This window comes from Francisella salimarina (assembly GCF_007923265.1).
In the GTDB taxonomy this organism is placed as follows: Bacteria; Pseudomonadota; Gammaproteobacteria; order Francisellales; family Francisellaceae; genus Francisella; species Francisella salimarina.
Window position 1 is genome coordinate 241,411 of the sequence record NZ_VOJA01000001.1, and the last position, 25,566, is coordinate 266,976.

Consider the following 25,566-nt stretch of genomic DNA (forward strand, 5'->3'; position numbering starts at 1 on the left):
GTGCTCAAATAATTTTTTATAATGAAGGCGTAGATGAGCGTGATACAAACTTATCCAATTGGTATAACTGGTGGTATAGCTAGTGGCAAATCAACAGCAACAAAAATTTTAAAAGAAAAAATGAATTTAAATGTTGTATGTGCAGACACAATAAGCAGAGAAATTACCAAAAAACCTTCTGTAATTAAAAAAATAGCCGAAAAATTTGGCAGTGATATTGTAATGAATAAGCAAATAAACAGAGCTATGCTCAGAGCAATTATTACAGAATCCAAAGAAGCTAAAAAATGGCTTGAAGATTATCTTCACCCTGTTATTAACAGAGAAATCAAGAAACAAGTAAAAGAATCCGATACTGTTATGACTATTGTCGACATCCCCCTACTTGGTCCATATAACTTTCGTCACTACGATTACTTGAAAAATGTAATTGTAATTAAGGCCGATCTTGAAACCAGAATCAGAAGACTAATGGAGCGTGATGGCAAAAGCAGACAACAAGCGGTTGCTTTCATTAATCTACAGATATCTGATAATGAAAGAGAAAAAATTGCCAACTTCGTAATAGACAATACTAGCCTGAGCGATCAAGAGTTAGAAGATAAATTAATTGAGACAATTAATAACATCACAAACTTGACTAACTAATATTTTTTGCATATAATATTCTTCAACTTTTGCACCCATAGCTCAACTGGATAGAGTACTCGGCTACGAACCGAGCGGTTAGGGGTTCGAATCCCTTTGGGTGTGCCATAGTTTCAAGCGGGAATAGCTCAGTGGTAGAGCACAACCTTGCCAAGGTTGGGGTCGCGAGTTCGAGCCTCGTTTCCCGCTCCATTTTTTCTCTACACGCTTTCAAATTGTTATATTTTTTATAGAAGTTTTATCTATTTCTTTCCAATATTGACTATGTATTAATATTCATTTTTTTTTAATACTATAAAACAAAGATATCAATCTCTAGCAAATATGCATAACAGCTATGCATTATTGTCTATATAAAAATAGATATCCTCGTAATTATAATTGTGATGTATAAAGCTTTTTTTTAATATACATAACAAAAGGGAAAGATCACAATGATAAAAAAAACAATTATAACAAGTATACTTATAGCATCATCAGCTATAGCTTTTGCTAATACTTCTACTCCAGCAACTGCTAGTTCTGCAAATTCTGATGATAGAGTAATGGCTGGGTATTTAGATATTACCGCCATGAGCTCTGCTGATAGTGTGGACTTATCTCAAGTTGCTAAAGATGGTTATAACGAGGCTGTTGTAGCATTTGCCACAATAGATGCGAACAATAATATATCGTTTAAAAGTGACTATGAAGCTCTTGCAGCTAAAAAAATCCAAGAAGCAAAAGATGCCGGATTAAAAGTTGTAGTATCAGTTGGTGGACAAAGTAATGTTAATACTTATAACCCCAATGGTTCTGATGCTAAAGGACTTGCTCAAAATATAGTTAACTTCCTAAATAAATATGGATTAGATGGTATCGATTTTGATATTGAAATACCAGAAACAGCAACAAACAATGGTACATACCTAAAAGATGTAATTACAAATATAAAAGATATCGATAGTTCAAAGTTAGTAGTAATAGCTCCTCAGATTAATAATGATAAACTAGTCTCAACCGGTAATGATGAATTTTATGCTCCATTATTTAATGCCACCAATAAAGTCTTAAACTTAGTTGATTATATATATGTACAGAACTACAACACTGCACCTGAGCAAAATCCTGATTTTATTCAAGATGCATACACACTTACTAAAGATTATATTGGAGCGAAAACAGCTAAAATAGTTATAGGCTATCCTACAGCTGCTCAGGGTGGCGGAGCCGCTACAGTATACTTCCCTCATTTTGATGGTGGTAAAACTCCTCCAGAGTCTTCGGCCTTACAAACTTATGATGCTATGAAGTCAGTATATGATAATCTAGGAAACATTCCTAAAGATACTAAATTCGCTGGTTTTATGGGTTGGTCTTTAAATGTTGATTATGACCCAGAAGCATACAACATAGGTTCGATCAAATATCCGGCTCACGGCATAGGAGACTTTGGTTACTACATGTCTCCTTGTGCTTTAGATAGTAACAAATGTGATAAGATTCCTAATGAAAGAGAACTTCCTAAAGAAGCAACTGTTTTAGTACATAATAACAGCCCAGCGACAGGTTTTGATGGCATAACTTTCTCAGGTCCTGAAGGTAGCGTATATACACAAGGCTATATAGCTCCAACTACTGATAAGAGACCGGGTACTACTTCTGCTAAAGCTCCTATTGGAACAAGTATAACTGTATCACCAAAAATAACATGGTATGAAGAATCAGGTAAAGCTCCTGTAACTTGTCCTACAAAAATGGATACTACTAAATATACTCGTGCTGAAATATATGTAGCTGAGCAAAATGGAACTTATATTGCTAACTGTGAGTATGGTAACTAAAAAGTTTATTCTTAAATCTGTTTCTATTATATTTCATCAGTTTTAATGCCTTTAGTTTAGTTAACTTTATTTTATAGCGATAGAGTAAATAAACTTCTTATATGATAAAATTAACAGACTATTATACCAAGTAATTAAATATCTATAATGTCTAAAAAAATAGTTCTTACAGGCATAACTCCTTCTGGCACACCACATCTAGGAAATTATATAGGCGCCATTAAGCCTGCAATAGAAATGTCTCAAAGTGATGAATACAATTGTATGTATTTCATAGCTGATCAACACTCATTAATAAAGCTTTGGGATAAAAAACTACGCCAACAATATATATATGAAATAGCTTCTTCATGGTTAGCTCTAGGACTTGATCCTACAAAAGCTTCTTTTTATCGTCAATCAGACATACCCGAAATAATGGAGCTAACATGGATTATCAGTACAACTACTGCTAAAGGCTTATTGAATCGTGCTCATGCATACAAAGCATTAGTAGACCAAAATATTCAAGAAGAAAATGCTGATCCTGATAAAGGCATAACTATGGGGCTGTTTAACTACCCTGTACTTATGGCTGCAGATATTATGATGTTTGATGCAGATTTAGTTCCAGTAGGAAAAGATCAAATCCAACATATAGAAATAGCCCGTGATATTGCAAATAGATTTAACCATATATACAAAAAACAAATATTAAAAGCACCTCAAGCTCTAACGAATGAAGACAGTCAAACAATACTTGGTTTAGATGGTCGCAAAATGTCAAAGAGTTATGATAATACCATACCTATATTCTCCACAGAGAAAAAGCTTAGAAAACAGGTTATGAAAATCATCACAAACTCCCAAACACCTGAAGAAAGAAAAGATCCAAAAAACTGTACTGTCTTTGCAATATATAAAAGTATCGCTAACACAGCTGAAGTCTCTTCTCTAGAAGAAAAATATTTAGCTGGTGGGTTAGGTTGGGGAGATGCCAAACAAATACTCTTTGAAAAAATAAATGAATATTTGACAGACGCTAGAGAGAAATATGATTACTATATCAATAACTCGAAAGTTGTAGATGATATTCTCAATCGAGGCGCAGAGAAAATGCGTCCTTTAGCTATGAGTAAACTTAGAGAAATTAAAGATTTAATAGGAATGTAAAAATGCAAAGGTTAGATAATGTAATTATAGCTAACTATAGCATCCATTCTTTGGCTCTTATATGTTGGGCAAAGAAAAATTTACACAATAACTTTTGTGTACTATCCGTAGATACTGGTTTTGCTGCTGATAATTGGGATAAATATTTAGAGAATGTATTCACATGGCTCAAAAATGAAGCTATAGAATTTTATCACCTAAAATCAGAAAATACTTTTCAAGAACTAGTCGAAGCACGTAAACAGTTTCCTTCACAACAGTTCAGTTGGTGTGCCGGCTTCCTAAAAGGTATCACATTGTTAAACAAAATTGATGAAATTGATCCTGATGCTGAAGCTACTATACTTCTGAGTCACCGAAAAGACTTATCAAAGGTTTCACAGCTTTTGAGAAACCTAGAAGAAGAGGAAAAATATGACTATAGATCACTAGAATACCCTTTATTGGATCTAAATCATGATAATATTTTAGAATTAACTAAAAACCTGCCTTTTAAAACGTTTTATCATAGTCTTGAGTGCCAACCTTGTATACACTTAACACAGCAAGAGTTTGAAAAAATGACAAAAGCTGATGAAAAAAAAGTTTCAGCACTAGAAAATGAAACAAACAGCTTTATGTTTAATAATGTACCTTTCGACAAATTAGATCGCCATGCTTTTATTCATGGCAATATTTTAGAAGAATTATCAAAGGCCTGTAGCTGGGAATATAGCTGTGGACTGTAGGGGAATAATATGAGTGAGTTTTTTTTATTTAGTTTGCTTACTGTTGTAGCTGCATTGATGAGTTACATCAATACAAAATTTCTGAAACTACCAAAAGCAATAGGACTAACTATACTATCAATAACCTTTTCGGCACTATGTGCATCTTTTCTTAGTCCATCGAACTTTTTAGTAGTTGCTCTATCTAGTTTTGACTTCAAAAAAACAGTCTTAGATGGAATGCTGTCTTTCCTGTTGTTCGCAAATGCTTTGCATTTCAATATGATTGATCTAAAAAAAGAGCTGAAAGCTATATTTGGACTTGCCAGTATTGGTTTAATTTTGTCTGCTCTAACAACAGCCATTCTAATCTATGGATTCTGCTTGTTAGTTGGATTTGATATAAGCTTTGGATACTGTTTGGTGTTTGGCGCACTTATTTCACCTACGGACCCAATAGCAGTCATTAGTACCCTTGCCGGCAATAAGTCAATTCCTAAACATCTCAAAACGCGTGTGGTAGGTGAATCATTATTTAATGATGCTACTGGTATTGTATTATTTGTAATACTTTCAAACATTGTATTTTTTGGTAGTGGAGGAGACTTCGGTCAAGGAATAACTAGCCCTGGTGTTAACTATATTTGGGTTATTACCAAACAGATTGGTATTGAAGCAGGTGGAGGAATACTACTTGGTTATATATTTGCAAAAGTAGCTTTAATCTTCCTAAAAACAAATGATGACTCAGAAACTTCCATATTTGTAACACTAGCAATAGCTAGTATGGGCTATGTAATAGCTCATAGCCTGCATGTATCAGGACCAATTGCCATGGTTGTTGCTGGCCTAGTTATAGGTAACAGCCTTTCTGATCGCAAGAAAACTCACCCAAACCAGGTAGAAAAAATTGATAAGTTTTGGATGATTATTGACAATATGCTGAACTCATTTCTATTCATACTGATAGGTCTTGAACTGACTAGTATACCTTTTGATCATGGTGCTTTCTGGGTGGGTGCTGCAGGTATATTTATAGTTACATTTGCTAGATTAATCAGCATTTCAATCCCTATAACCGTTATAGATAAAAAACTCTCCAGAGCATCTGCTAGGGATAATATACTTGTTGCATGGTCTGGAGTCCGGGGTGGAATATCCCTAGCTCTAGCATTATCACTACCTGATGAGGGTCATGTTATAGTCAGTATGACTTATACTGTCGTGATATTATCAATATTAGCTCAGGGCTCAACGTTGAAGATAGTTTTAAATATGATTTATCCTCACAATCCAACTAAGCAAGCAGCAAATACATCTCTGGAACAATTAAAATAATTTTTTAATATCTAAACTTTAGAGTTTCATGGTATTTAGTAGCTACTCCGCAAACGTCTATTATTAGCTCCATTTTCAGAATACATACTTTGGCCCATATTTGATGCCATTAGACTATGATATTGATAATCTCTGCCGTAAAAATCAAAATAATTATCCGTAAATTCTTCAGGAAAAGCAGACTGCAGTGTATCTTGATAAGGTTGTGAATAGTTTGCATAACCCTGCTGTTGCTGGCTATTACGCCACACAATTTGCTTTGGAATGTCGTCTGCATTTACCACAGTAACATTGTCATTAGCTAAGTCTAATTTAGTTGCTCCTTTTGATGGAGTATTGGTAAACTCAGGCACCCCATTTTTATGCAACTCATAAACAGCAGAGTATCCATCTAAACTTACTAATGCTAAAACAAATAATATAAACAATCTCATATTAACTCTTTATAAAGTTATTATTCTTCTTTAATATTGCCAAAGCTTGTTCATAATCACAATCATTTAATATCATTGCAATCGCGACTTTTACAGACTTATTAGCTTTCATATAAAAATCTTGGGCTGTCACATAATCAACTCCTGTTGCCTCACAAATAATATTCTTAGAGCGCTCAACTAACTTTTCGTTGGTTGGTTTAACATCAACCATCAAATTTTGATACACCTTGCCAACCGATACCATAGATAACGTTGATATTATGTTTAAAATAAGTTTTTGTGTTGTTCCCGCCTTAAGCCTAGTTGATCCAGTCAAAACTTCAGGACCAGGTACTGCCTCGACATTATAATCAGTATAACTAGATATCTTAGCTTGCTTAGTACAGCTAATCGCAATAGTAGTAGCATCGATAGAATTTGCGTATTCAAGAGCCCCTATAACATAAGGTGTTCTTCCACTAGCTGCGATACCTATTACAACATCTTTATCTGTCAAATCTATTTTTAGTAAATCTGCTTTACCAAAATCAGGATTATCCTCTGCACCCTCTTGAGCTTGAATAAAAGCTTTTTCGCCACCTGCGATTAATCCAATAATAGTGTTATAATCAACACTAAATGTTGGTGGACACTCAACAGCGTCGAGTATTCCTAATCGACCACTTGTTCCGGCGCCTATATATATTATCCTACCACCTTTTTTCAAAGCTTGTGATGTAACCTCGACTATCCTAGCAATGTTTAAACTTTGCTCTTTTAATGCTTCAATCACACCATACTCTTCATCTATCATTAAATTCACAGATTCCTGGACTGACATCGAATCAAGATTAAAGCTCCTTGGATTCCTTTTTTCTGTATTTATATTTTCTAGCATGCTCATATTTTAACTTCCTTAACAATTCCTAACGGATAAAGATATTTACTCTCCAAATAAACTGGAGCGGCAGGTTCTACCTCATCTTCAGCTTTCTTACCTCTGTTTGCTTGCTCTTTTTTTCTTTCAGAAATAGATTTTGACCTACTCCTAGATTTATTTGACTTATCATTAACTTCTGACTTATCTTCAGGTTGTGCTTCATCACCTATTTCATCTTTCATTTCTTGTGCTTTAAAGTCCAAAGCTTCTGATTGAATATATATTTTGTTAACAGTATTTTTGACAGCATCAAAATCAGCAAGAATCTGAGGAGATTGAGGTCCTAAATCAACCTCTTGAAGTACATCAAAATCATAATTAAGTTGCATAACTTTATCTGGTGTAAATACAAACAGATAACCAAACTTAGGTATAACTAGCTGGATACCATTATCATCCTGATCTTCCGTATTCTTACTTTTGTCTCCACCAAGCCTTTTAGGCTTATTCTTTTTTTTCTTAGGAAGCCCTACTACAACATTTAGATTATCATTATCTTCAAAATTAAACTCTTTTTCCAAACCATTAGAACCAAAATCTAAACTAACAAAACTACCAAAACCTTTTTGATATTCATATCTATGAAGTTTATTTGGTTCATACGTTATGATATACATCGACTCATCAGATTTAGAAACTATAACAGGTTTGCCAAAGCTTTCACCATCTATATATGTATCTAGACTTTTACCGACCCTATGATCTCCATTAAAATTAAAATCACTTATTCCCATAAGAGTTTTACTTTGGTTATTAGGATGAAATATTAAAACCATATTAGCTTCTAAATTATTTGACATATCAGGTACTAGAAGCTTTATATTATCCTCATCCAAATCGCCTTTAAAGTTAATTTTCTCTGCTAACTTAAGTATATAACTCTTATTTGTTGTAGAATATTCTGAATAATAAACCTCTAAGACCTGTCTATTACCTTTTTTCTGACTATCTTTTCTTACCAACATTATTTCTGGAGCACCATCATTATTGTCAAAATACCAAACTACCCCAAGTATATTATCTTTTACAAATTGTGCTCCTGATGAGGATCGACCCTTTCCATTACCAACCAAAACTGCTTGCCAATTTCCAATTTCTTCACCTATTGCTTTATTGTCTTTCTCAAGCCCTTTCACATCGTCACTAAGCAATTTTTCTAATTCTATATTTGATGTAAACAATTTATCAGTATCATATAACAACAAATATAAAGTCCATTTCCCTTTTTCAAGGTTCCAACCTATCCTAACTTTATAGTCAGTCCCCATACTATCTGGAATTGGCACTCCTATTTTTGCCTTATCTGTAAAGATATTCAATTGCTTATTTTGCTTTTCTACAAACCCAATAAACCCTTTTGGTGAATCTTCAATACTACCATCACTCTTTAGACGATAACTTCTAGCTTGATAATTAGTCACTGAGTCTGGATTTATCATTGGAACATTTATTGGGGTATAATCACCATCAAAGTTTTGATACGTATTAGCTGCAAGCGCGTTATAAATAATTCTCTCTGTTAAATCTACTTTCGTTCCTTGATTAAAAGCTTTATATATAACATCATAACTTTTGTATTCCTGTGACTGAAATAATTCAGCATTTGTCATAGCTGGATAGAATGATGATATATCATCGTCATCGACAGTTATTTCAAATTTACTCTTGCCAATTTCAAACTCACTAGATTTTGTGAAATTAATATCATCCTTTGCCTTAGAAAGATATGTCTCTCCTAGAACTTTATCACTACTATTTCTGATAATACTCTTGGTAGTTAACATCCCCATCTTGAATGTGTATAAAAGACCTCCAAGCATTATCATAATCACAAATGAAAGTATTAAGGCCATTAACAATGCTGAACCATTCATATTTGGGCTTAATCTATTTCTCATATACCCACCTAATCTTGGCCTAATAGATAAATTTTACTTGTTTCTTGACCGGCCACTTTAAAAGAGATTTTAAGTGCAGCAGTCGAGTCACTTTTTATATTCACAAGCTCTTTTTTCAATGACTTCCAGTCTATTTTAGCATTTCCTTGTTGAATATCTGAATTTAAAACATACTCAATCTTTAAATCAGTCACATCACTTATTAATTCATATATTTGTGAATCGTCTGCATTTTGCTTCACATATTCATACAGTGAGTATATTTCATTACCATCTTTGTCTTTTTTATTAGTAGATGCAACAAAGAATACCTCTAATATATACTTACCAACGTAATCACCAATTTTAAATTTACTTTCTACACGCTTAGTCGTAGAAACAAAATCATACGTAACAGCACCAACTTTAACAAGATCACATTCATATGAGTTACATAATACTAAGTAATCATTCATAGAAAGGTCTTTTTCAGGCAATGTATCCTTTTGAAATTCATTTACTTTAAAAATATTATTTGATGAATTTGACTTTAAAGTGGAATCTAAGCTACTTCTTTGAATCATTAAAAAATCACTCTCAGGCTGTACACAGTGAATGTCCTCGTCAATATTCATATCTCTGAGAGCTTCATCATTTAGCATTCGTTCCTTACATAGCTCAACAGGCATACTTAATCCTTTAGGAAGGCTTTCAAAACTTTGCGCAGGTGACTTACCAATTGTAACTATACCCATTTTCCCAAAGATATCTCCAAAGTTATCCCCTGAGTTATCCACAAGCTGTTGATATATGTCTCCATATTTAGTTGTAAAGCCTGCTTGTCCGATTGCATTATAGAAAATTTGCTTAATCAATAGTTGATCAGAGTTTATTCTATGTTTATCACTGAGCCTTATATATTGCTTTTTCATATCAATATATATTCCAACAGCCATACCCATCACTATAGCAGCTATAACCATTGCAACCATTAGCTCTGGCAAACTAAAGCCTGCACACTTTCTAACTCTCTTCAACACCATCAGCCTTTATATCTCGCTCAATAATTTTGACCCTATCAGCCACTCCCATCTGATCATCTATTGCCGCAATATTTACTACCTTGTATACAATATCGACACTATTAGCAGCGTCTTTTTTTGCTTTCTTATCAGCTTTTGCTGCCATTTTTTTGATATCAGATACACTTAGTGATTTAAATCTATTCACAGGCTGTTTTTTTTCTTCCGGCCTTATATCATTTTCTTTCTCTAAAACAACAGTTTTTATAAACTCTATGCCATCATCTGTCTTAGAATCATCAAATACTCCTGTAAGACGATATATACTCACTCTTTCATCAAGAAGAGTTGCTATCTCATCTTTCCTATTTTCAAGAGTTATATTCACAAGAATACTGTTTAATAAGATAAATCCTGATGATAAAACAAATAATAAAATCAGAGCAGCAATCATTGATTCTACAATACCAAATCCTGCCTGCGATCTTATATTTTTCAGAAGCATTGAAATAAATTAGATTAAAATTGAGAAAATTAAGCTTCTTTGAATCTTCCAAAAGACATTAATTTATCATATCTTTTAGCATTTCTTTCTTCTACAGTCATTTCTGACAATACTTTCAACTCTGCAGCAACTGCTTTTCTGATATTAGCAGCTGTTGTATCATAGTCTCTATGCGCTCCACCTAACGGCTCTGGAATAACTGCATCAACTATTTCTAACTCTTTAAGACGACCTGAAGTTATATTCATCATTTGCGTAACTTCAGACGCCTTTTCAGCTGTCTTATGTAGAATTGACGCACATCCTTCAGGAGAGATAGTAGCGAAGTAACTATATTGAAGCATAAGTAATCTATCACCAACACCTATACCTAACGCCCCACCAGAACAACCTTCGCCAATCACGATACAAACCACAGGAACTTTAAGCGCACTCATCTCTAATAAGTTTCTTGCGATTGCTTCACTCTGACCACGCTCTTCGGCTTTGATACCTGGGTACGCACCTGGAGTATCAATAAAAGTAACGATTGGCATGTTGAATTTCTCAGCCAATTTCATAAGTCTTAGCGCTTTACGATAACCTTCCGGATGCATCATACCAAAGTTATGCTTAATCTTACTTTTAGTATCACGGCCCTTCTCTTGGCCTATAACCATGACAGGCTTATTATTTAATTTTGCTAAACCACCAATCACAGCTAAGTCATCACCAAATGCTCTATCGCCATGTAGTTCTTGAAAATCCGTAAAAACTAGTGATAGTAAATCTTTGAAATATGGTCTATCTGGATGACGAGATAGCTGAACTACCTGCCAGTCTGTAAGCTTAGAGTAAGTTGACTCCATAAGCTCAAGTCTTTTTTTACCAAGCTTCTTAATTTCAGCTTCTGTTTTATCATCTTCATACACATGAGATAATGACGTAATTTTATCTTCGATTTCCTTTATCTTTGACTCAAAGTCTAAATAATTCATTACTTTCTCCTTTCTAAATACAAATCAATTCGTAAAAATAGCTAGATTATATTCTAAAGCATTTTAACAAAATAAAAAAGCTACAACGAATCATTTTGAAGGTTTGTTATAGTAGTTAATTATAATATAATCTCAAACATAAAATTTTGAAATCTGAATATTAACAGCTATGCAAAAAACTTCTAATCACACACCTATGATACAACAATATCTAAAAATTAAATCTCAATATCCAGATATATTACTATTTTATAGGATGGGTGACTTTTATGAGCTTTTTTTTGATGATGCGAAAAAGGCTGCAAATCTGTTGGATATTACTCTTACAGCACGTGGTAAGTCTAATGGTGAATCGATACCTATGGCTGGAGTTCCCTATCATGCTGCTGAAAACTATATAGCTAAGATTGTCAAAAAAGGACTTTCGATCGCTATATGTGAACAGGTAGGTGATCCAAACACGTCGAAAGGTCCCGTTGACAGGCAAGTAACACGAATAATAACTCCAGCAACAGTTTCAGAAGAAGCTTTTTTAGATAGTAATCAAGATAGTATCTTAGTAAGCATCTATAAAAAAAGTGATAAATATCACATAGCATACACAAGCTATACTCAAGGTAAAATATACTTAACAAATACTATAAAAGACCTCTCTGAACTAAAAAACCAAATTTTGAAACTCTCGCCACAAGAAATAGTAACCAATTCCCAAGATCTTGCTGAACAAAATATTTTTGACAAACCAACAAAAGTTTTAGAAGAATGGTACTTTAGTGATTTTGAAACAAAAAAACATATAACTAATTCCTTTGATAAAAGTTTTACAAACAACATTTTAAGTCTTTATAAAAAAGAGCAGTTAATAGCAATCGGATCAATACTTGCTTATTTGACAAGTACACTAAAAAACACACCCAAACATATAACAGATATTTGCTTAGATGAAGACCAAAACACACTAAAAATAGATGCTAATAGTAGAACTAACTTAGAATTAGACAACAACTCAAAAAGTAGTCTCTTAAACATAATAGATAAATGTAAAACCAGTCTAGGAAGTCGACTTTTAAGAAGATACTTTAAAAATCCTACTAGAGATCTAAATAAAATATCTTCTCGTCACAATATTATAAAAGCCTTTAAAGAACAGCATTATTTCCTAAAAATCCAAGAAGTCCTCTCTTACATAAATGATATTGAAAGAATAATTTCACGTGTTGCTCTAGGAACAGTAAAACCCAAAGATTTAGTCTCGCTTCACACATCCCTTGAACAACTACCTAAACTTAAAGATTTACTTAATCAAAAAAATACAGATGAAATTATAAATATAAATAATCATATTCATCAAATCGATGAACTCACAGACTTATTAGATAAAGCTATTATAGATAATCCTCCGGCGACCATTCGTGATGGAGGTGTTATCAAACAAGGCTTTGATCAAGAGCTCGATGAACTAAAAGGGTTAAAAGATAATTCTTACGGTTTTTTACTTAACTTTGAAGCACAAGAAAAACAAAAAACAGGTATAAACACCTTAAAAGTTGGCTACAATCGTGTACATGGTTATTACATAGAGCTATCAAAACAGTACGCAGATAGAGTTCCAACCGAGTATATTAGACGCCAGACTCTTAAAGCAAGTGAACGCTACATCACTGATGAACTTAAAACATTTGAAGATAAAATTCTCTCAGCAAAAGAAAAGGCTTTGGCTAGAGAGAAACTTATCTACGATACTCTATTAAATAAAGTTCTAGAGTACTACTGTCAAATCCAAGAAACTGCAGTAAGTATTGCAAAAATAGATGTGTTAGCAAACTTTGCAGAAAGAGCTATCAAACTAAACTTAAATCAACCTAAGTTTAATAAACTTGGTAAACTCGACATAAAAGAAGTTCGTCATTTAGCAATTGAGCAAAATATCGATGAACCTTTTATACCTAATGACACGCTATTAACTGCAGACACTCATACACTAGAAATAATAACTGGACCCAACATGGGCGGCAAATCCACATATATGCGCCAAGTTGCTCAGCTTGTTTTTCTGGCATATATCGGTTCATTTGTACCAGCTAATTATGCAGACATTTGTGACATAGATACCATATATACCAGAATTGGTGCTTCAGATGACATCTCTAGTGGTAGATCAACTTTTATGGTAGAGATGACAGAGACTGCTTATATCCTAAATAACGCAACTGAAAAATCACTAGTGATCATGGATGAGATTGGTAGAGGTACAAGTACGTTTGATGGTTTGTCTCTTGCGAAAGCTTGTGCTGAAAAATTTGCAAAAATAAGCTCATTCACTCTTTTTGCCACTCACTATTTTGAACTTACAGAATTAGTTAACCAGTATCAAAATATAAAAAACATACACTTTGAAGCAAAAGAATATAAGGATGATATCTTTTTTATGCATAAGGCAATAGCCGGTGCTGCTAAAAAATCTTACGGAATCCAAGTAGCTAAGCTAGCAGGTATTTCAGCAGATGTTTTAGAGTCAGCAAAGAAAAATCTACGTGACTTAGAAAAAAACCAATCAAAACCAAGCTCACCGAAGCAACCTCAGAAAAATCTCAAACTTGAACGAATAGCAGACGATGAAAACACACTCAAAACCAAGCTTAAAAACATAGATGTCAATACTATAACTCCTATAGAAGCATTAAATATTCTCTTTGAATTAAAAAAACTCTAATTTAGTTATATAAACTTTTTCAATTTGCTATAATTTCTTAAATATAAATTTGTAAAGTCTTAGGAAAAACTATGCAAGACAATGAAAATCAACCTTCTTTCTTAATTCAAAAAGTGTACACAAAAGATGTTTCACTAGAAACAGTTAATTCTCCAGCTTGTTTTAAAGATCAGTGGGATCCTAGTTCAGATTTTAATATTGATATAAACACAAAGAAAATCAATGATGAGACTTTTGAACTTGACCTAACAATTACAGTAACAACCAAAAATAAGCAATCTAACGCTTATATAGCTGAAGTTACTCAGTCTGGCATATTCACAATCACTGGTATGGGTGAGGAACAGGTTGAATCAGTACTTAATACATACTGTGCCAATACTCTTTTCCCTTACGCAAAAAGAGTTATTGATTCGTCTATAATTAAAGGTGGTTTTTTACCTCTTAATCTAGCACCAATCAACTTTGATGCTATATACATGCAAAAAAAAGCAAATCAATCTCAACAACCAGCACACTAAGTTAAGAGTAGTATATGAATAACCCCGAGAATAGTTTCATCAAAATTTTAGGATCAATAATGATCATAGTAGGTACTATGATAGGAGGAGGAATACTCGCACTACCTATTATAACTGCTAAACTTGGTTTTGTGATTGGATCTATTCTTATAATTCTTATCTGGAGTATAATGACTTATACTGCTGTCGTTATCTCAGATATTTCTTGCTCAATGCCTTATGGTAGTAGCTTTAAAACTATTGCTGAAAAATATCTTGGTAAAGCTGGAGGTATTGTAGCTAGTATAGCCTTCCTAGTATTAATGTATTTTATTAGTACGGCATATATATCAGCTGCTGCTTCATCATTATCATCATCATTTCCAAATCTTGATGAAAAAATATCATCCTTAATCTTTGTAGTTATTTTTGGAAGCATTGTAGTATTAGGAACAAGGTTTGTTGATTATGCCAATAGGTTTTTTATAATACTAAAAATACTAGTTCTAGTTATTTTATGTGTAGTATTTAATAGTTACATTGAAGTCCCTAATCTTTTTGTTGCTCCAGTTGATTTGGGAGTTTCTCTAATTATTGCAATTCCAGTTTTTACAACCTCTTTTACATCACACATTATAGTCCCTGCGCTTTCTGACTATCTTGGCAAAAATGCCGAAGATATGAAACGCATAGTTATAATTGGTAGCATTATCCCTCTTATATTATATATAATTTGGGTATTTACTATCTTAGGTGTCTTACCCTTACATGGTCCCGTAAGCTTTATGGACTCGATATTTAACCATATACCTGTTGATAAAGCCAATATCGGTGACATCCTTAAAACTTTAGGAGATAAAGTAAAAACCCCTACAACTGATGCAGTACTTCATATTTTCACTTATGTCGCTATTATGACATCCTTCTTAAGTGTTAATCTATCTTTATTCCACTTTAACTTAGACACATATAAGTTATATAAAACAAAAAAGGTCATTGGATATTCTATAGCAACAATTTTGACTTTTGCTATACCACTGATAATAAATCAAATGGATCCTGATATATTTATTTATGCTATGACCTGCGTTGGCCTATCAATAGCTGTTTTGTTGATGATTATGCCCGCTCTTATGGCGTTTAAGATAAATAGCCTTGGAGAGAGCTTTAACTATAAGATATCAACTCATAAAAGCCTATGGCTAATTTCTTTACTTTCTGGTGTAATAGTAATACTATGTGTAGTTATCTAGTTAAATAATGACGAATATTGAACACATTAATAGTTTTCTTGACAATTTACTTTACCTAAAAAATTATTCACAACAAACCATCGATAATTATCGCAGAGATTTGGTACAATTAAATGACTCAATTGATAATAACAAAGATATAAGTCAATTAAAAAATAATGATATTCTAGCATGGATTAAGAAGCTTCACGCTCAAGGTAACTCATCTTCAACCTTGCAACGCAAACTAAGTTCTCTTAGAAGCTTTTATAATTTCCTAGTAAATAATGAAATTATACAAAACAATCCTACAACAGGTATCAAAGCACCTAAAAATAGCAAAAAACTGCCAAAAGCTATAAATACAGATGAGTTAGCATATTTACTAGATATCAAACCAACCAATAATATAGAAGCTCGAGATATTGCATCATTTGATCTTTTATATAGTTGTGGGATAAGACTTAGTGAGCTAGCTTCAATAGAGTTAAAAGACATCAATATAGATCAAAAAAGTATACGTGTAATTGGTAAAGGCAATAAAGAACGAATTGCATACTTTGGTAACAAAACATTAACAAATTTAGACAGATGGCTCAATATCAGAGATGCTTATAATCCAAAATGTAACTATCTCTTTATCTCACAAAATGGTGAGCATTTAACAAATAGATCAATCCAAAAACGTATTGAGATCTTTGCACAAAAATATGCAACTAAACATATACATCCTCATATGTTACGCCACTCTTTTGCTACCCATGTTTTAGACTCATCCAAAGACTTACTTGCTGTAAAAGATTTACTTGGTCATGCTGATATTTCTAGTACACAGATATACACACATTTAAACTTCCAGCAGTTAGCAAGTGTTTTTGATAAAGCACATCCACGAGCGAAAAAGAAATCATGAATGTTTACGATTTAGCAGTAAAATCTCATATTGAAAATATTATAGATATTAAATTTGAATATATTTTATCAAACCAAGACAATAAGTACTTATATGTCGAGGATAATATCCTAAAACTACATTACAAAGATAAAGAGTTATTTATAGATTTTAATAGTAACGAAATTCTAAATAGGATAAATCCTAAAACTAAAAAATGCAGTATTGTCCAAGCAGTTGAGGGTCGCTCAAAAGACAAACTAAATATTCTAGATACAACAACTGGTCTAGGCAGAGATACATTTACACTGGCAGCTAGAGGACATAGATTAACTTCACTAGAGAAAGATTCTTATATTTTCGTATTACTCGCAGATGCACTCAATAGAGCAAGACAAACTCCTAACTTAAAAGATACTGCCAATCAAATAGAACTAATTAATATAGATGCTAATGAATATATAAGTACTACTAGTATTTCTTTTGACTGTATATATATAGACCCAATGTTTCCGCCACGCAACAAAAGCGCCAAAGTCAAACAAGGAATGCAAGTCTTACACGATATTGCCTTTAATAACGATGAATCTAACACAAATTTACTCAAAAATATTATCTTATCGAAAAAAACCAAAAAAGCTGTTGTAAAGAGACCTATTAATGCTGATTTTCTTTTTGGTAAAAAACCAACATCTCAACTTAAAGGTAAAACAAATAGATTTGATGTATACAGTCTATAACTGTATTAAACATTTCTCTTAGCGTTTGTATATGCTGCTACAATGGTAACTCCAGCAATGAACAAAAGTACAGCTGATACCCAGTAATATGGAATAAAACCTCTTATATTTTGAGGCGCATTACTAATAACCATCGCAGAATTTGCATAATTAACAGCATAGCTAATAAATACTACAGAAAAAAATAATAACCCTATAGCTAACCTAAACGCAACAAATATAGCTCCTATTACAATTAGCATATAGCATAGATAATCAAATCCAAATAATAACTCGTAATCGAGTATATATGGATTAACATATTTATACATCACACCAACCCATAATAATAGGACAATCAAACTAGCAACTATCGCTAGCAATCTTACTTTTTGAGTCGGTTTAGTATAGTTAGATTGTTTGAGCCAAATATATCCAGCTACCACAGTTGTTAATATCTGTGCTGATAAGTAGATAAATGAGGTTGTAATCCCATATTTACCATAAATAAAGACCTTTATAATAAGGCTAGCTAACACAAACATCCATGCATACTTATTTTTCTTATAAAGTAAAACTGCAAACCCAAGTAAACATGCATTAGCTATACAATCATAAATAACATAATTTAATGTAATCATACTATTAGTAAAACTTTTTCTTAATTGATGTAGTATAAACATATATAATTGTAAATATAAAGTTTTAAAATTTATTTGTTTTATGATTTATTTAAAATACTTATATCCACTAATATTATTAGCTCTCACTAATAGTATTTTATATGCAAGTGAAGATGATTTCGTCTACACATGGAAAGCGCCCAATGGTACAGTAGTATTCTCTCAAGCTACCCCTGTCTTTGATCAGGAATATGAAAAAGTTGGAGTAACACACAAGAACCAAATTCATCAAAAATCACCCGTAGAGCAACAACTTGCATCATTAAAACAAAACAACTTATATTTAAACTCCGATGATACTCAAACTGATAGCCAAGCCCAAACAAATAAATCAGGTGCAGTAAAAGTAAAAGTAATTTCTCCTGCAAATGGCGAAAACAGATTTGTGCATAATGAAAAATTACCTATAGTTTTAGAACCAACATTAACTGCGGAAGATCATCCGATATTTGTAGTGAATGGCATACCTTATCCAGCTCACTTTGAAAATGGAGTATGGAAAATCAACAGACCAAACCCAGGACCTGTTACAATCTCTGTTAGAGGAAGTACTAAAGATCATAAAATCATTACTTCCAATGACTCGGAATTCTTCAGACGTCAAGTTCTAGGTCGATAAATTAATCTGTCTAGGCTTTTGATTATTATCAATTTTATATATACTTTAAGATAGCCAAAAATTTGAGATTTCAATAATGTCTAACTTTCATAAAATTATTTTAACTGCTCTTATGTCAGGATTTAGCTTTATATTTCTTGCACAAGCCGCTGACGACACTACTATTTATTCATGGCGCTCTGAAAGTGGTACTGTCGTATTTTCGGAAGAAAAGCCTAGTGATGGTACTGATTACAAAATTATTGAGGTTGGCCAACCTACAGTTGTTGATACCAAAGCCACTAAAGATATCAATTCTAGCAAGCCTGTAAAAATCAATCAAAATGATATATCTAAACTGAATAATTCTAGTTTAGCTGAAAAAAATAAGGAAGTATTAGAAGAGAATCAACAATCTGGGAATCTAAGCGTACAAATAACTTCTCCAGCTAATGATGCTAATATTTTCACCAAAGAAGATAAGCTAGCTATATCGACAAATCCTGCCATAGCTGCTGATGACAAGCCAACTTTTATAATTAATGGAACTGTTATGCCAGCAACATTCGAAGATGGTCAGTGGAAAATTGCTAGACCAACACCTGGAGAAAACAGACTTAGCATAGCTGGGCAAACAGCTAACGGTAGCGAAATTAAATCAACAAATGAAGTAACTTTCTACATCAAAAATGGTTGGTTACAACAAGCAAAAAACACTGGAAACTACAGAGGAAAATAATAATTCATTCTTTTTTTATTACTACTCTTCATCCCAGTTAACTTCTATAAATTTCTCAGGACTTTTTTCCTTTAAATGTTTTAGGTTAGGACAGCTTGATGTATGTATAACGACTCCCTTTGAGACACTCATATAGCCCTCAATTTCATCTGGATAAATTGGTTGACAACATTTTGCCATTTCATACTTCATACCATTAAATCCTGATACTAGAACTTTAGATATTTTAGTTTTGGCTGTATTTGCTCTATTTTGCTTCTTGACAAGCTTTTCTTCTGCTGAATACGTATCAATTATATGATTAACAATACTATTGATTCTAACAGTACCGCTCTCAACAGCAACAAATAAACTATCGCCACTTTTCATATTAAACTTATTTGCTACTTCTACAAAATCAATTTCTTTAAGATCATAGCCTTTTAGCTCTTTAAGTAGCCTATCTTTGCCCAGAACTATATTATCTTCTTTGTTTTGCTCATTAAACCATTTAGTTACTCTAGATCTGTTCCTAGCAGAAGATAAATATCCTAGACTCTCTGAGGCCCAATCCTTACTTGGATTTGGCTCCTTTCCTGTCAGAACCTCAACTTTGTCACCAGTTTTTAACTTTGTTGTTAATGGAACTATCTTACCATTTAGTTTAATACCTTTAGTACGGTGACCAACCATTGTATGTACTGAATATGCAAAATCAAGAACTGTAGAGTCTTCAGCCAAATCAATTAACTCATTAGCAGGTGTGAATACATAAAGCCTCTTATTAAGCTCTTTTGTAATTTGACTATCATCTTCGTTGATTTCTTTTTCCCATTCTAGAAGAGATCTTAACCATGCCACTCTAGCTTCATAAGATGCATCAAACTTAACACCCTCTTTATAACGCCAATGCGCAGCAAAGCCAAGTTCTGACTCCTCATGCATTTTGTGCGTTCTAATTTGAACCTCAATATTCTGCTGACCTGCTTTGACAACAGTATGTATAGATTTATAGCCATTAGATTTAGGATTCGCGATATAGTCACTAAATTCTTCAGGAATGGGCGAGTATAGATTGTTAACTTCAGCTAGTACCTTATAACACTCGTCAACATTATTTGTTATAACCCTAACCGCTGTAATGTCGTACAGCTCATTGATATTTTGATAACCTTTGTTTTTAAACTTTTTATATATACTATATATATGTTTAACTCTACCCTGAATGCCCGCATCCAAACCATATTTCTTAAGTATTTGCTTTAACTCATCGATAACATGATTAAGAAACTCTTCTCTTTCTTTACGTGTAAAACCTAGACTCTTAGCTATCTTTTTATATTCTTCTTGCTTCAAAAAGAAAAAAGCTCTATCTTCTAACTCCCACTTAACAGCCCCTAATCCAAGCCTATTTGCTAATGGTGCATAGATATCTAGAGTTTCTCTAGCTATAACTCTTTGTGTATTACTATTTAATGACTTTAGATGCCTTATAGTACATAATTTATCAACTATCTTAATTAAAACGATTCTGACATCTTCTATGATTGTCAAAAGCATTTTTCTAAAAGTATCTATTTGCTCTAATGAAATATTATCTGAACGATACATTCTAATAGCTGACATTTTGCGAGTACCTTGCAAAATTTTAACTACTGTCTGATTAGTCGCTTGCTCAACATCTTCATCAGATATATCACCAAAATTATATAGTTCATATAAAATACCTGCTGATACTGATTCTTCATCTGCTTTGATTTTAAAAAGCATATATGCCATCTCGATAGCATATAAAAATGAACTAATACCGGTTGGATGACGTACTGATTTGGCACTCTTGCTTTTCAGAAGCTCTAATGACGCTGCTATAATTCCAAACTTATCGCTAGTATAAAAACTTTTAAGCTCGGATATTAAAAGATCATCTTTTATCTGACCATCACTATCCAAAAGTTTAGAGTCAATAACTTGCATAATTTCCCACTTTTTTAAAAAAATACAAAGTCAGTCTATAAGCCGGGTTCTGTAATAGACAGTCATTTATCTAGACTTGCTGTTGCCAACAAGCTCAAGCGACCTACCCTGCTACAATGCGAGCAACATCTTAGTAGCGCTATTTGGTCTTGCTTTAGATGGGGTTTACAATGCCATTGAGTGTTGCCACCAATGCGGTGCGCTCTTACCGCACCTTTTCACCCTTACCTTTTAAACAAAGGCGGTATACTTTCTGTTGCACTTTCCGTAGGCTCACGCCCCCCAGACGTTATCTGGCATCTTGCTCTATAAAGCCCGGACTTTCCTCACTTATAAAAAGCGCGACTGTCCGACTGACTTTGTATTATTAGCTTTCTCTAATTTTTGCTAACTCAATGTTGTAATTAGATTTTACCGAATTATATTCTTCCTGCAAAGCAGATATCTTAGCATTATACTGCTTTTTTATTCTTATAACTTCAGATTCAAGATTCATTCTATCGTTACTTAGTTTTAGTCTGTATTTATTATATTCCTCTTGTAGACTTATCCTATCACAGCGAACAGCCTGTATTAGATTAAATATTTCAACTAGTTCATCTGGAAACTGCTGAAGTTTTTGTACACTAAACTCAGCTACATCAGGTTTTCTGTTATTATGGTTATTTGCAAATTGATAACTACCACTAACATGTGATCTTTTTTTGTAATCAAAAGTAGGTTTTTTCATAGAAATATAAAAGATTTGAAAGTTAATAAAATTATATATGAGGTAATCTACCAAAGGCTACTAATAATTGCAACGCAATAATACCTACACCACAGAATAATATCAAAGATAAATAAAACTTACTAATAATACTATTTTGCCCCTGCTTAGACCTTATAACCCAAACCATTAATGCAGGTTGCACAATCAAAAGCACAGACACAAAAATACTTGCATATCCCAGAGCTGCTATAAAACTATTAACAAAATATATCGCAAAGAATAATGGAGGCAATAGCGTAACGACCAGAGTAATCAGCTTTTTTCTAGAATTTAGAGCATACAAATCTTGATTAAATGAGAATAATGCTAATGCCACGCCGAGAAAAGATGTAATAATTGCAAAATTCTCAAAAAGTCTAATAAAAACTAATGGAGCCCTTTGCCCTAAACTTACATAGGCTTCTGCTAATGTTTTACCTGAATGACTTAGATCAATAAAACCATTGCCACCATATAAATTTATAGTCCCTAGAGTTGCCATAACCCAAACCAAGTAGACAACTAGTGGAGCTAATGCCCCAACAGCTACCGTTCTTTTAAATACAATATCATTTTCAAAATAGTTCCTAATCGCAGGAATCACAATATGAAATCCAAAAGATGTTACAAGTATTGGGATAGAAAACCAAACATATTCAACACCTAATGCTCTACTCTCTAATATAGCTGGGCGTATTTGTGGAGCAACAAAAGATATAAACAATACAAAAGCCAAAACTTTAAGACTCAAGAATAGTTCATTAACTCTAAATACAACCTTGATTCCTTTATAAATGAAAAATCCAAAAATAAATGTAAATAGAAGCTTTGCAAAACTATCACTTTCAAAATTAAACCAACTAGTGATATATGTCTTAAAAAGCTGTCCCCCCATAAAGATATAAGCTGTAAGCAACGAATAGAGCAATAACAAATAAAACAATAAATTCATTACTCTACCAGACTTACCTAGTATATTATGAGCAATTGAATCCATATCAGTACCTAGTGGCTGTGAAACATTTGCTTCGACAATCAATAAAGCTGTTGCATACATTATAATCCAAACTAGAAAGAGCGCCATAAGCGCATAGTTAAACCCAACAGCTGCTACTGCAAACGGAATACCAAGCATGCCAGCACCTATTGCTGTACCAGCTATGATAGCTACTGCGCCTATCTGTTTAACCTTCGAAACATCCTTCACCGACTTTCTTCTCACTTGGTAATTACAAAACACTAAATTATAGCAATTTTAATTAAAAAAAGGCAACCCAGACTGCTTTGTCAGAACAGATATCACCATCAAAAATACACTGTAGAGATTATTTTTTGATACCTTAATTTAATAAAAAATATGCTAAAGTATAAGTGTGAGTATTTACAAAATACTCACGAAATAGAATTATTTTAATTTTTATGAAGAAGGAGATCAATTATGAGATCAAAGAAAAAAATATTAATAAGCAGTATCTTGGCTGCAATATTCTGTTATGTAGTACCCGCAAACTCAGCGACGACATATCAACAAGGAAAATCCTATACAGCTGGACAAATTGTAGTAGGTACAGATGGCAATCAATATCAATGTAAACCATTCCCTGCTAGTGGATGGTGTGGAATGTCTGCGTCACATTATGCTCCTGGTAGTGGTAGCCATTGGCAAGATGCTTGGACAGAAATAAGTAAGGCCAACACATCAGATAACAACCAGACTCCTACAGATAATACCAACACTAGCACAAATAACAGCAATCCTGGAAACTCAAGCAGCTCTAACACTAGCGGTTCTTGGCAGGCCAATAAAGTCTTTGTTGGTGGAGATCATGTTACATACAATGGTAAAGCATATAAGGCTAAATGGTGGACAAAAGGTGACACTCCGGGCTCCGCAAATGTATGGGAACTAATTGAATCACCCAATACTGATGACTCTACAAATAATAACAATACTCAAGATAGTGTCAATAATAGTGATAACCAAAGTTGGGATAGTAATAAAACATATTCCCAAAAAGGCGATGTTGTAGAATATAAAGGTATATTGTACGAAAATCAATGGTGGACAAAGGGTGATACTCCTGGTAATGCTCAAGTATGGAAAAAAATTGGCCCTGCTCCAGATAGTGATGACAATAGCAATAATACAGAAGATACCAACAATGTTGTAAAAGCTGCTGTAACAGTAACTGGTTTAGGACAAAATACAGAAACTGTAATCTTCACCTCAATACAAGACTCCACGCTCGTAAAATCTTATGAATTTAAAGATGGTACTAACGAAATAAACCTACCAGTGGGTAATTACAGCATCATCGATGCATCTCCTGAAAGTAGTAAATTACTAAAACTTGATGGAGAAATTGTAGCAGTGACTAAGGATGCTCAAATAACTCTAGCATATGAGAATTATACATCAGATGAAGACCATTCAGAGGTAACTAATTCTGAACTAGAAAAGCTATTGCCTTTCAGTGATTTTGAAAAAGCATTTCCATATGCCACAAACGGAGCATGTACAGCCAAAAATAATGGCCTAAAAGGTTTATATGATGGTCTAATAGCTGCTGCTGCCAACTTCCCTAGCTTTGCTAACCCAGAAGCCATTCCTGATAGAGTTGCCCAAAGCCAGCAACAAAAAATAGAGCTAGCTAAACGAGAAATTGCAGCATTTTTGGCAAATGTATCGCAAGAAACAAATGGTGGCTGGGCTACAGCCCCGGGCGGTAAATATGCTTGGGGACTATGTTTTATAGAAGAGGTCGGATGTCAAAACGGTGGTTGCTCACAATATACTGACCAAAATCCTAGAAACCCAGCCCACAAGGGAGTTCCAGGACAATTTTACCATGGTAGAGGTATGATCCAACTATCGTGGAACTATAACTACGGTCTATTCCAAGATTTCTATAATGAGAAATTTGCAGGTAACAACCCTATCAACCTACTTGCTAACCCAGGCTTAGTACTTAGGGACTACAAAATAGCATGGACTTCTGCATTATGGTTTTGGATGACTCCACAGCCTCCTAAACCATCAGCTCATGATGCTTTACTGGGTATTTGGAGACCAAGTAATGATGACTTAAATGCTAATCGTGTGCCGGGTTTCGGCATGACTGCAAATATTATAAACGGGGGAATCGAGTGTAATAAAAGTGGAAATACCGAATCTTATCAAGTTAGTAATAGAAATAACTTCTACACCCGTTTAGCTGATATCATCGGAACATCTACTGGTGATAACTTGGGTTGTAGAAATATGAGAAGTTACTAGCCTATAAAATATAAGAGTAGTAATTAACAACTTTATTATCATAATTAGTACTACTCCAATAAAAATCTAATCTACATATAACACTTTGTCTTTTTGCTCAAATT

23 protein-coding genes, 2 tRNA genes and 1 other RNA gene are annotated in these 25,566 nt (G+C 33.3%); 15 read left to right on the forward strand and 11 right to left on the reverse strand.

Annotated features, from left to right (window positions below; all coding sequences use genetic code 11):
• Window positions 1-33: 33 nt before the first annotated feature.
• From coaE to FQ699_RS01155, 7 genes are all read left to right on the forward strand, one after another.
• Window positions 34-648: a dephospho-CoA kinase gene (coaE, locus tag FQ699_RS01125; RefSeq protein WP_146420773.1), complete on the forward strand. Its 615-nt coding sequence runs from the start codon at window positions 34-36 to the stop codon at window positions 646-648.
• A gap of 31 nt (window positions 649-679) precedes the next feature.
• Window positions 680-756: transfer RNA gene (locus tag FQ699_RS01130), tRNA-Arg, on the forward strand.
• Window positions 757-765: 9 nt separating this feature from the next.
• Window positions 766-840, forward strand: a tRNA-Gly gene (locus FQ699_RS01135).
• 242 nt (window positions 841-1,082) lie between these two features.
• Window positions 1,083-2,471: a glycoside hydrolase family 18 protein gene (locus FQ699_RS01140; RefSeq protein ID WP_224728112.1), complete on the forward strand. Its 1,389-nt coding sequence runs from the start codon at window positions 1,083-1,085 to the stop codon at window positions 2,469-2,471.
• A gap of 147 nt (window positions 2,472-2,618) precedes the next feature.
• Entirely contained in the window at window positions 2,619-3,623 is a 1,005-nt protein-coding gene (gene trpS / locus FQ699_RS01145) for a tryptophan--tRNA ligase (RefSeq protein WP_146420774.1), read from the forward strand.
• A gap of 2 nt (window positions 3,624-3,625) precedes the next feature.
• A complete protein-coding gene (locus FQ699_RS01150; protein WP_146420775.1) occupies window positions 3,626-4,351 on the forward strand; it encodes a hypothetical protein in 726 nt (241 codons plus the stop codon).
• A gap of 9 nt (window positions 4,352-4,360) precedes the next feature.
• Entirely contained in the window at window positions 4,361-5,668 is a 1,308-nt protein-coding gene (locus FQ699_RS01155) for a cation:proton antiporter (protein WP_013922504.1), read from the forward strand.
• A 35-nt stretch (window positions 5,669-5,703) separates the two neighbouring features.
• Here FQ699_RS01155 and FQ699_RS01160 read toward each other — a convergent pair whose 3' ends face one another.
• The 6 genes from FQ699_RS01160 to FQ699_RS01185 are packed head-to-tail and all read right to left on the reverse strand — an operon-like array spanning window position 5,704 to window position 11,405.
• Complete coding sequence (locus tag FQ699_RS01160; RefSeq protein ID WP_146420776.1) at window positions 5,704-6,102, reverse strand: hypothetical protein; 399 nt, start codon at window positions 6,100-6,102, stop codon at window positions 5,704-5,706.
• A 1-nt stretch (window position 6,103) separates the two neighbouring features.
• On the reverse strand, window positions 6,104-6,988 hold the full coding sequence (murQ, locus tag FQ699_RS01165) for an N-acetylmuramic acid 6-phosphate etherase (RefSeq protein WP_146420777.1): 885 nt from the start codon (window positions 6,986-6,988) through the stop codon (window positions 6,104-6,106).
• Window positions 6,985-8,922: a hypothetical protein gene (locus tag FQ699_RS01170; RefSeq protein ID WP_146420778.1), complete on the reverse strand. Its 1,938-nt coding sequence runs from the start codon at window positions 8,920-8,922 to the stop codon at window positions 6,985-6,987. The genes murQ and FQ699_RS01170 overlap by 4 nt, the downstream gene beginning before the upstream one ends.
• 8 nt (window positions 8,923-8,930) lie before the next feature.
• Window positions 8,931-9,944 carry a PilW family protein gene (locus FQ699_RS01175; RefSeq protein ID WP_146420779.1) on the reverse strand — a complete coding sequence of 338 codons (1,014 nt, stop codon included), beginning with the start codon at window positions 9,942-9,944 and terminating at the stop codon, window positions 8,931-8,933.
• Window positions 9,925-10,428 carry a type IV pilus modification PilV family protein gene (locus FQ699_RS01180; RefSeq protein ID WP_146420780.1) on the reverse strand — a complete coding sequence of 168 codons (504 nt, stop codon included), beginning with the start codon at window positions 10,426-10,428 and terminating at the stop codon, window positions 9,925-9,927. Before FQ699_RS01180 ends, FQ699_RS01175 begins: the two co-directional genes overlap by 20 nt.
• Before the next feature lie 29 nt (window positions 10,429-10,457).
• Window positions 10,458-11,405 carry an acetyl-CoA carboxylase carboxyltransferase subunit alpha gene (locus tag FQ699_RS01185; RefSeq protein ID WP_013922498.1) on the reverse strand — a complete coding sequence of 316 codons (948 nt, stop codon included), beginning with the start codon at window positions 11,403-11,405 and terminating at the stop codon, window positions 10,458-10,460.
• 169 nt (window positions 11,406-11,574) lie between these two features.
• On the opposite strand from FQ699_RS01185, the gene mutS reads away from it, so the two are divergent.
• The 5 genes from mutS to FQ699_RS01210 all read left to right on the forward strand — a co-directional run bounded on the left by mutS (window position 11,575) and on the right by FQ699_RS01210 (window position 17,482).
• Entirely contained in the window at window positions 11,575-14,118 is a 2,544-nt protein-coding gene (gene mutS / locus FQ699_RS01190; protein ID WP_146420781.1) for a DNA mismatch repair protein MutS, read from the forward strand.
• Window positions 14,119-14,189: 71 nt separating this feature from the next.
• Window positions 14,190-14,639, forward strand: coding sequence for a protein-export chaperone SecB (gene secB / locus FQ699_RS01195; protein WP_013922496.1), 450 nt, complete (start codon window positions 14,190-14,192; stop codon window positions 14,637-14,639).
• Between the two features lie 14 nt (window positions 14,640-14,653).
• Entirely contained in the window at window positions 14,654-15,871 is a 1,218-nt protein-coding gene (locus tag FQ699_RS01200) for an amino acid permease (protein WP_146420782.1), read from the forward strand.
• A gap of 7 nt (window positions 15,872-15,878) precedes the next feature.
• On the forward strand, window positions 15,879-16,763 hold the full coding sequence (gene xerA, locus FQ699_RS01205; protein WP_146420783.1) for a site-specific tyrosine recombinase/integron integrase: 885 nt from the start codon (window positions 15,879-15,881) through the stop codon (window positions 16,761-16,763).
• Window positions 16,760-17,482, forward strand: coding sequence for a class I SAM-dependent methyltransferase (locus FQ699_RS01210; RefSeq protein WP_146420784.1), 723 nt, complete (start codon window positions 16,760-16,762; stop codon window positions 17,480-17,482). The genes xerA and FQ699_RS01210 overlap by 4 nt, the downstream gene beginning before the upstream one ends.
• 5 nt (window positions 17,483-17,487) lie before the next feature.
• On the opposite strand, the gene FQ699_RS01215 is transcribed toward FQ699_RS01210, so the two are convergent.
• Window positions 17,488-18,102, reverse strand: a complete 615-nt coding sequence (locus FQ699_RS01215) for a hypothetical protein (protein ID WP_146420785.1) — start codon at window positions 18,100-18,102, stop codon at window positions 17,488-17,490.
• Window positions 18,103-18,184: 82 nt separating this feature from the next.
• Between FQ699_RS01215 and FQ699_RS01220 the strand changes: the two genes are divergently transcribed.
• The gene (locus FQ699_RS01220; protein ID WP_146420786.1) at window positions 18,185-18,763 is read left to right on the forward strand and encodes a DUF4124 domain-containing protein; all 579 of its coding nucleotides are present in this window, start codon (window positions 18,185-18,187) and stop codon (window positions 18,761-18,763) included.
• Between the two features lie 76 nt (window positions 18,764-18,839).
• Entirely contained in the window at window positions 18,840-19,481 is a 642-nt protein-coding gene (locus FQ699_RS01225) for a DUF4124 domain-containing protein (protein WP_013922490.1), read from the forward strand.
• A 21-nt stretch (window positions 19,482-19,502) separates the two neighbouring features.
• Here the strand turns inward: FQ699_RS01225 and FQ699_RS01230 are convergent, their stop codons facing one another.
• The 4 genes from FQ699_RS01230 to FQ699_RS01245 form a co-directional block, all read right to left on the reverse strand.
• A complete protein-coding gene (locus FQ699_RS01230) occupies window positions 19,503-21,434 on the reverse strand; it encodes a RelA/SpoT family protein (RefSeq protein ID WP_146420787.1) in 1,932 nt (643 codons plus the stop codon).
• Window positions 21,435-21,456: 22 nt separating this feature from the next.
• Window positions 21,457-21,795, reverse strand: an RNA gene (gene rnpB, locus FQ699_RS01235) — RNase P RNA component class A.
• A gap of 6 nt (window positions 21,796-21,801) precedes the next feature.
• The gene (locus FQ699_RS01240; protein WP_013922488.1) at window positions 21,802-22,164 is read right to left on the reverse strand and encodes a hypothetical protein; all 363 of its coding nucleotides are present in this window, start codon (window positions 22,162-22,164) and stop codon (window positions 21,802-21,804) included.
• A 31-nt stretch (window positions 22,165-22,195) separates the two neighbouring features.
• Window positions 22,196-23,392, reverse strand: a complete 1,197-nt coding sequence (locus FQ699_RS01245; protein ID WP_146420971.1) for an amino acid permease — start codon at window positions 23,390-23,392, stop codon at window positions 22,196-22,198.
• Window positions 23,393-23,623: 231 nt separating this feature from the next.
• Here FQ699_RS01245 and FQ699_RS01250 point away from each other — a divergent pair, with 231 nt between their 5' ends.
• Entirely contained in the window at window positions 23,624-25,462 is a 1,839-nt protein-coding gene (locus FQ699_RS01250) for a glycoside hydrolase family 19 protein (protein ID WP_146420788.1), read from the forward strand.
• The last annotated feature ends 104 nt before the right edge of the window (window positions 25,463-25,566 follow it).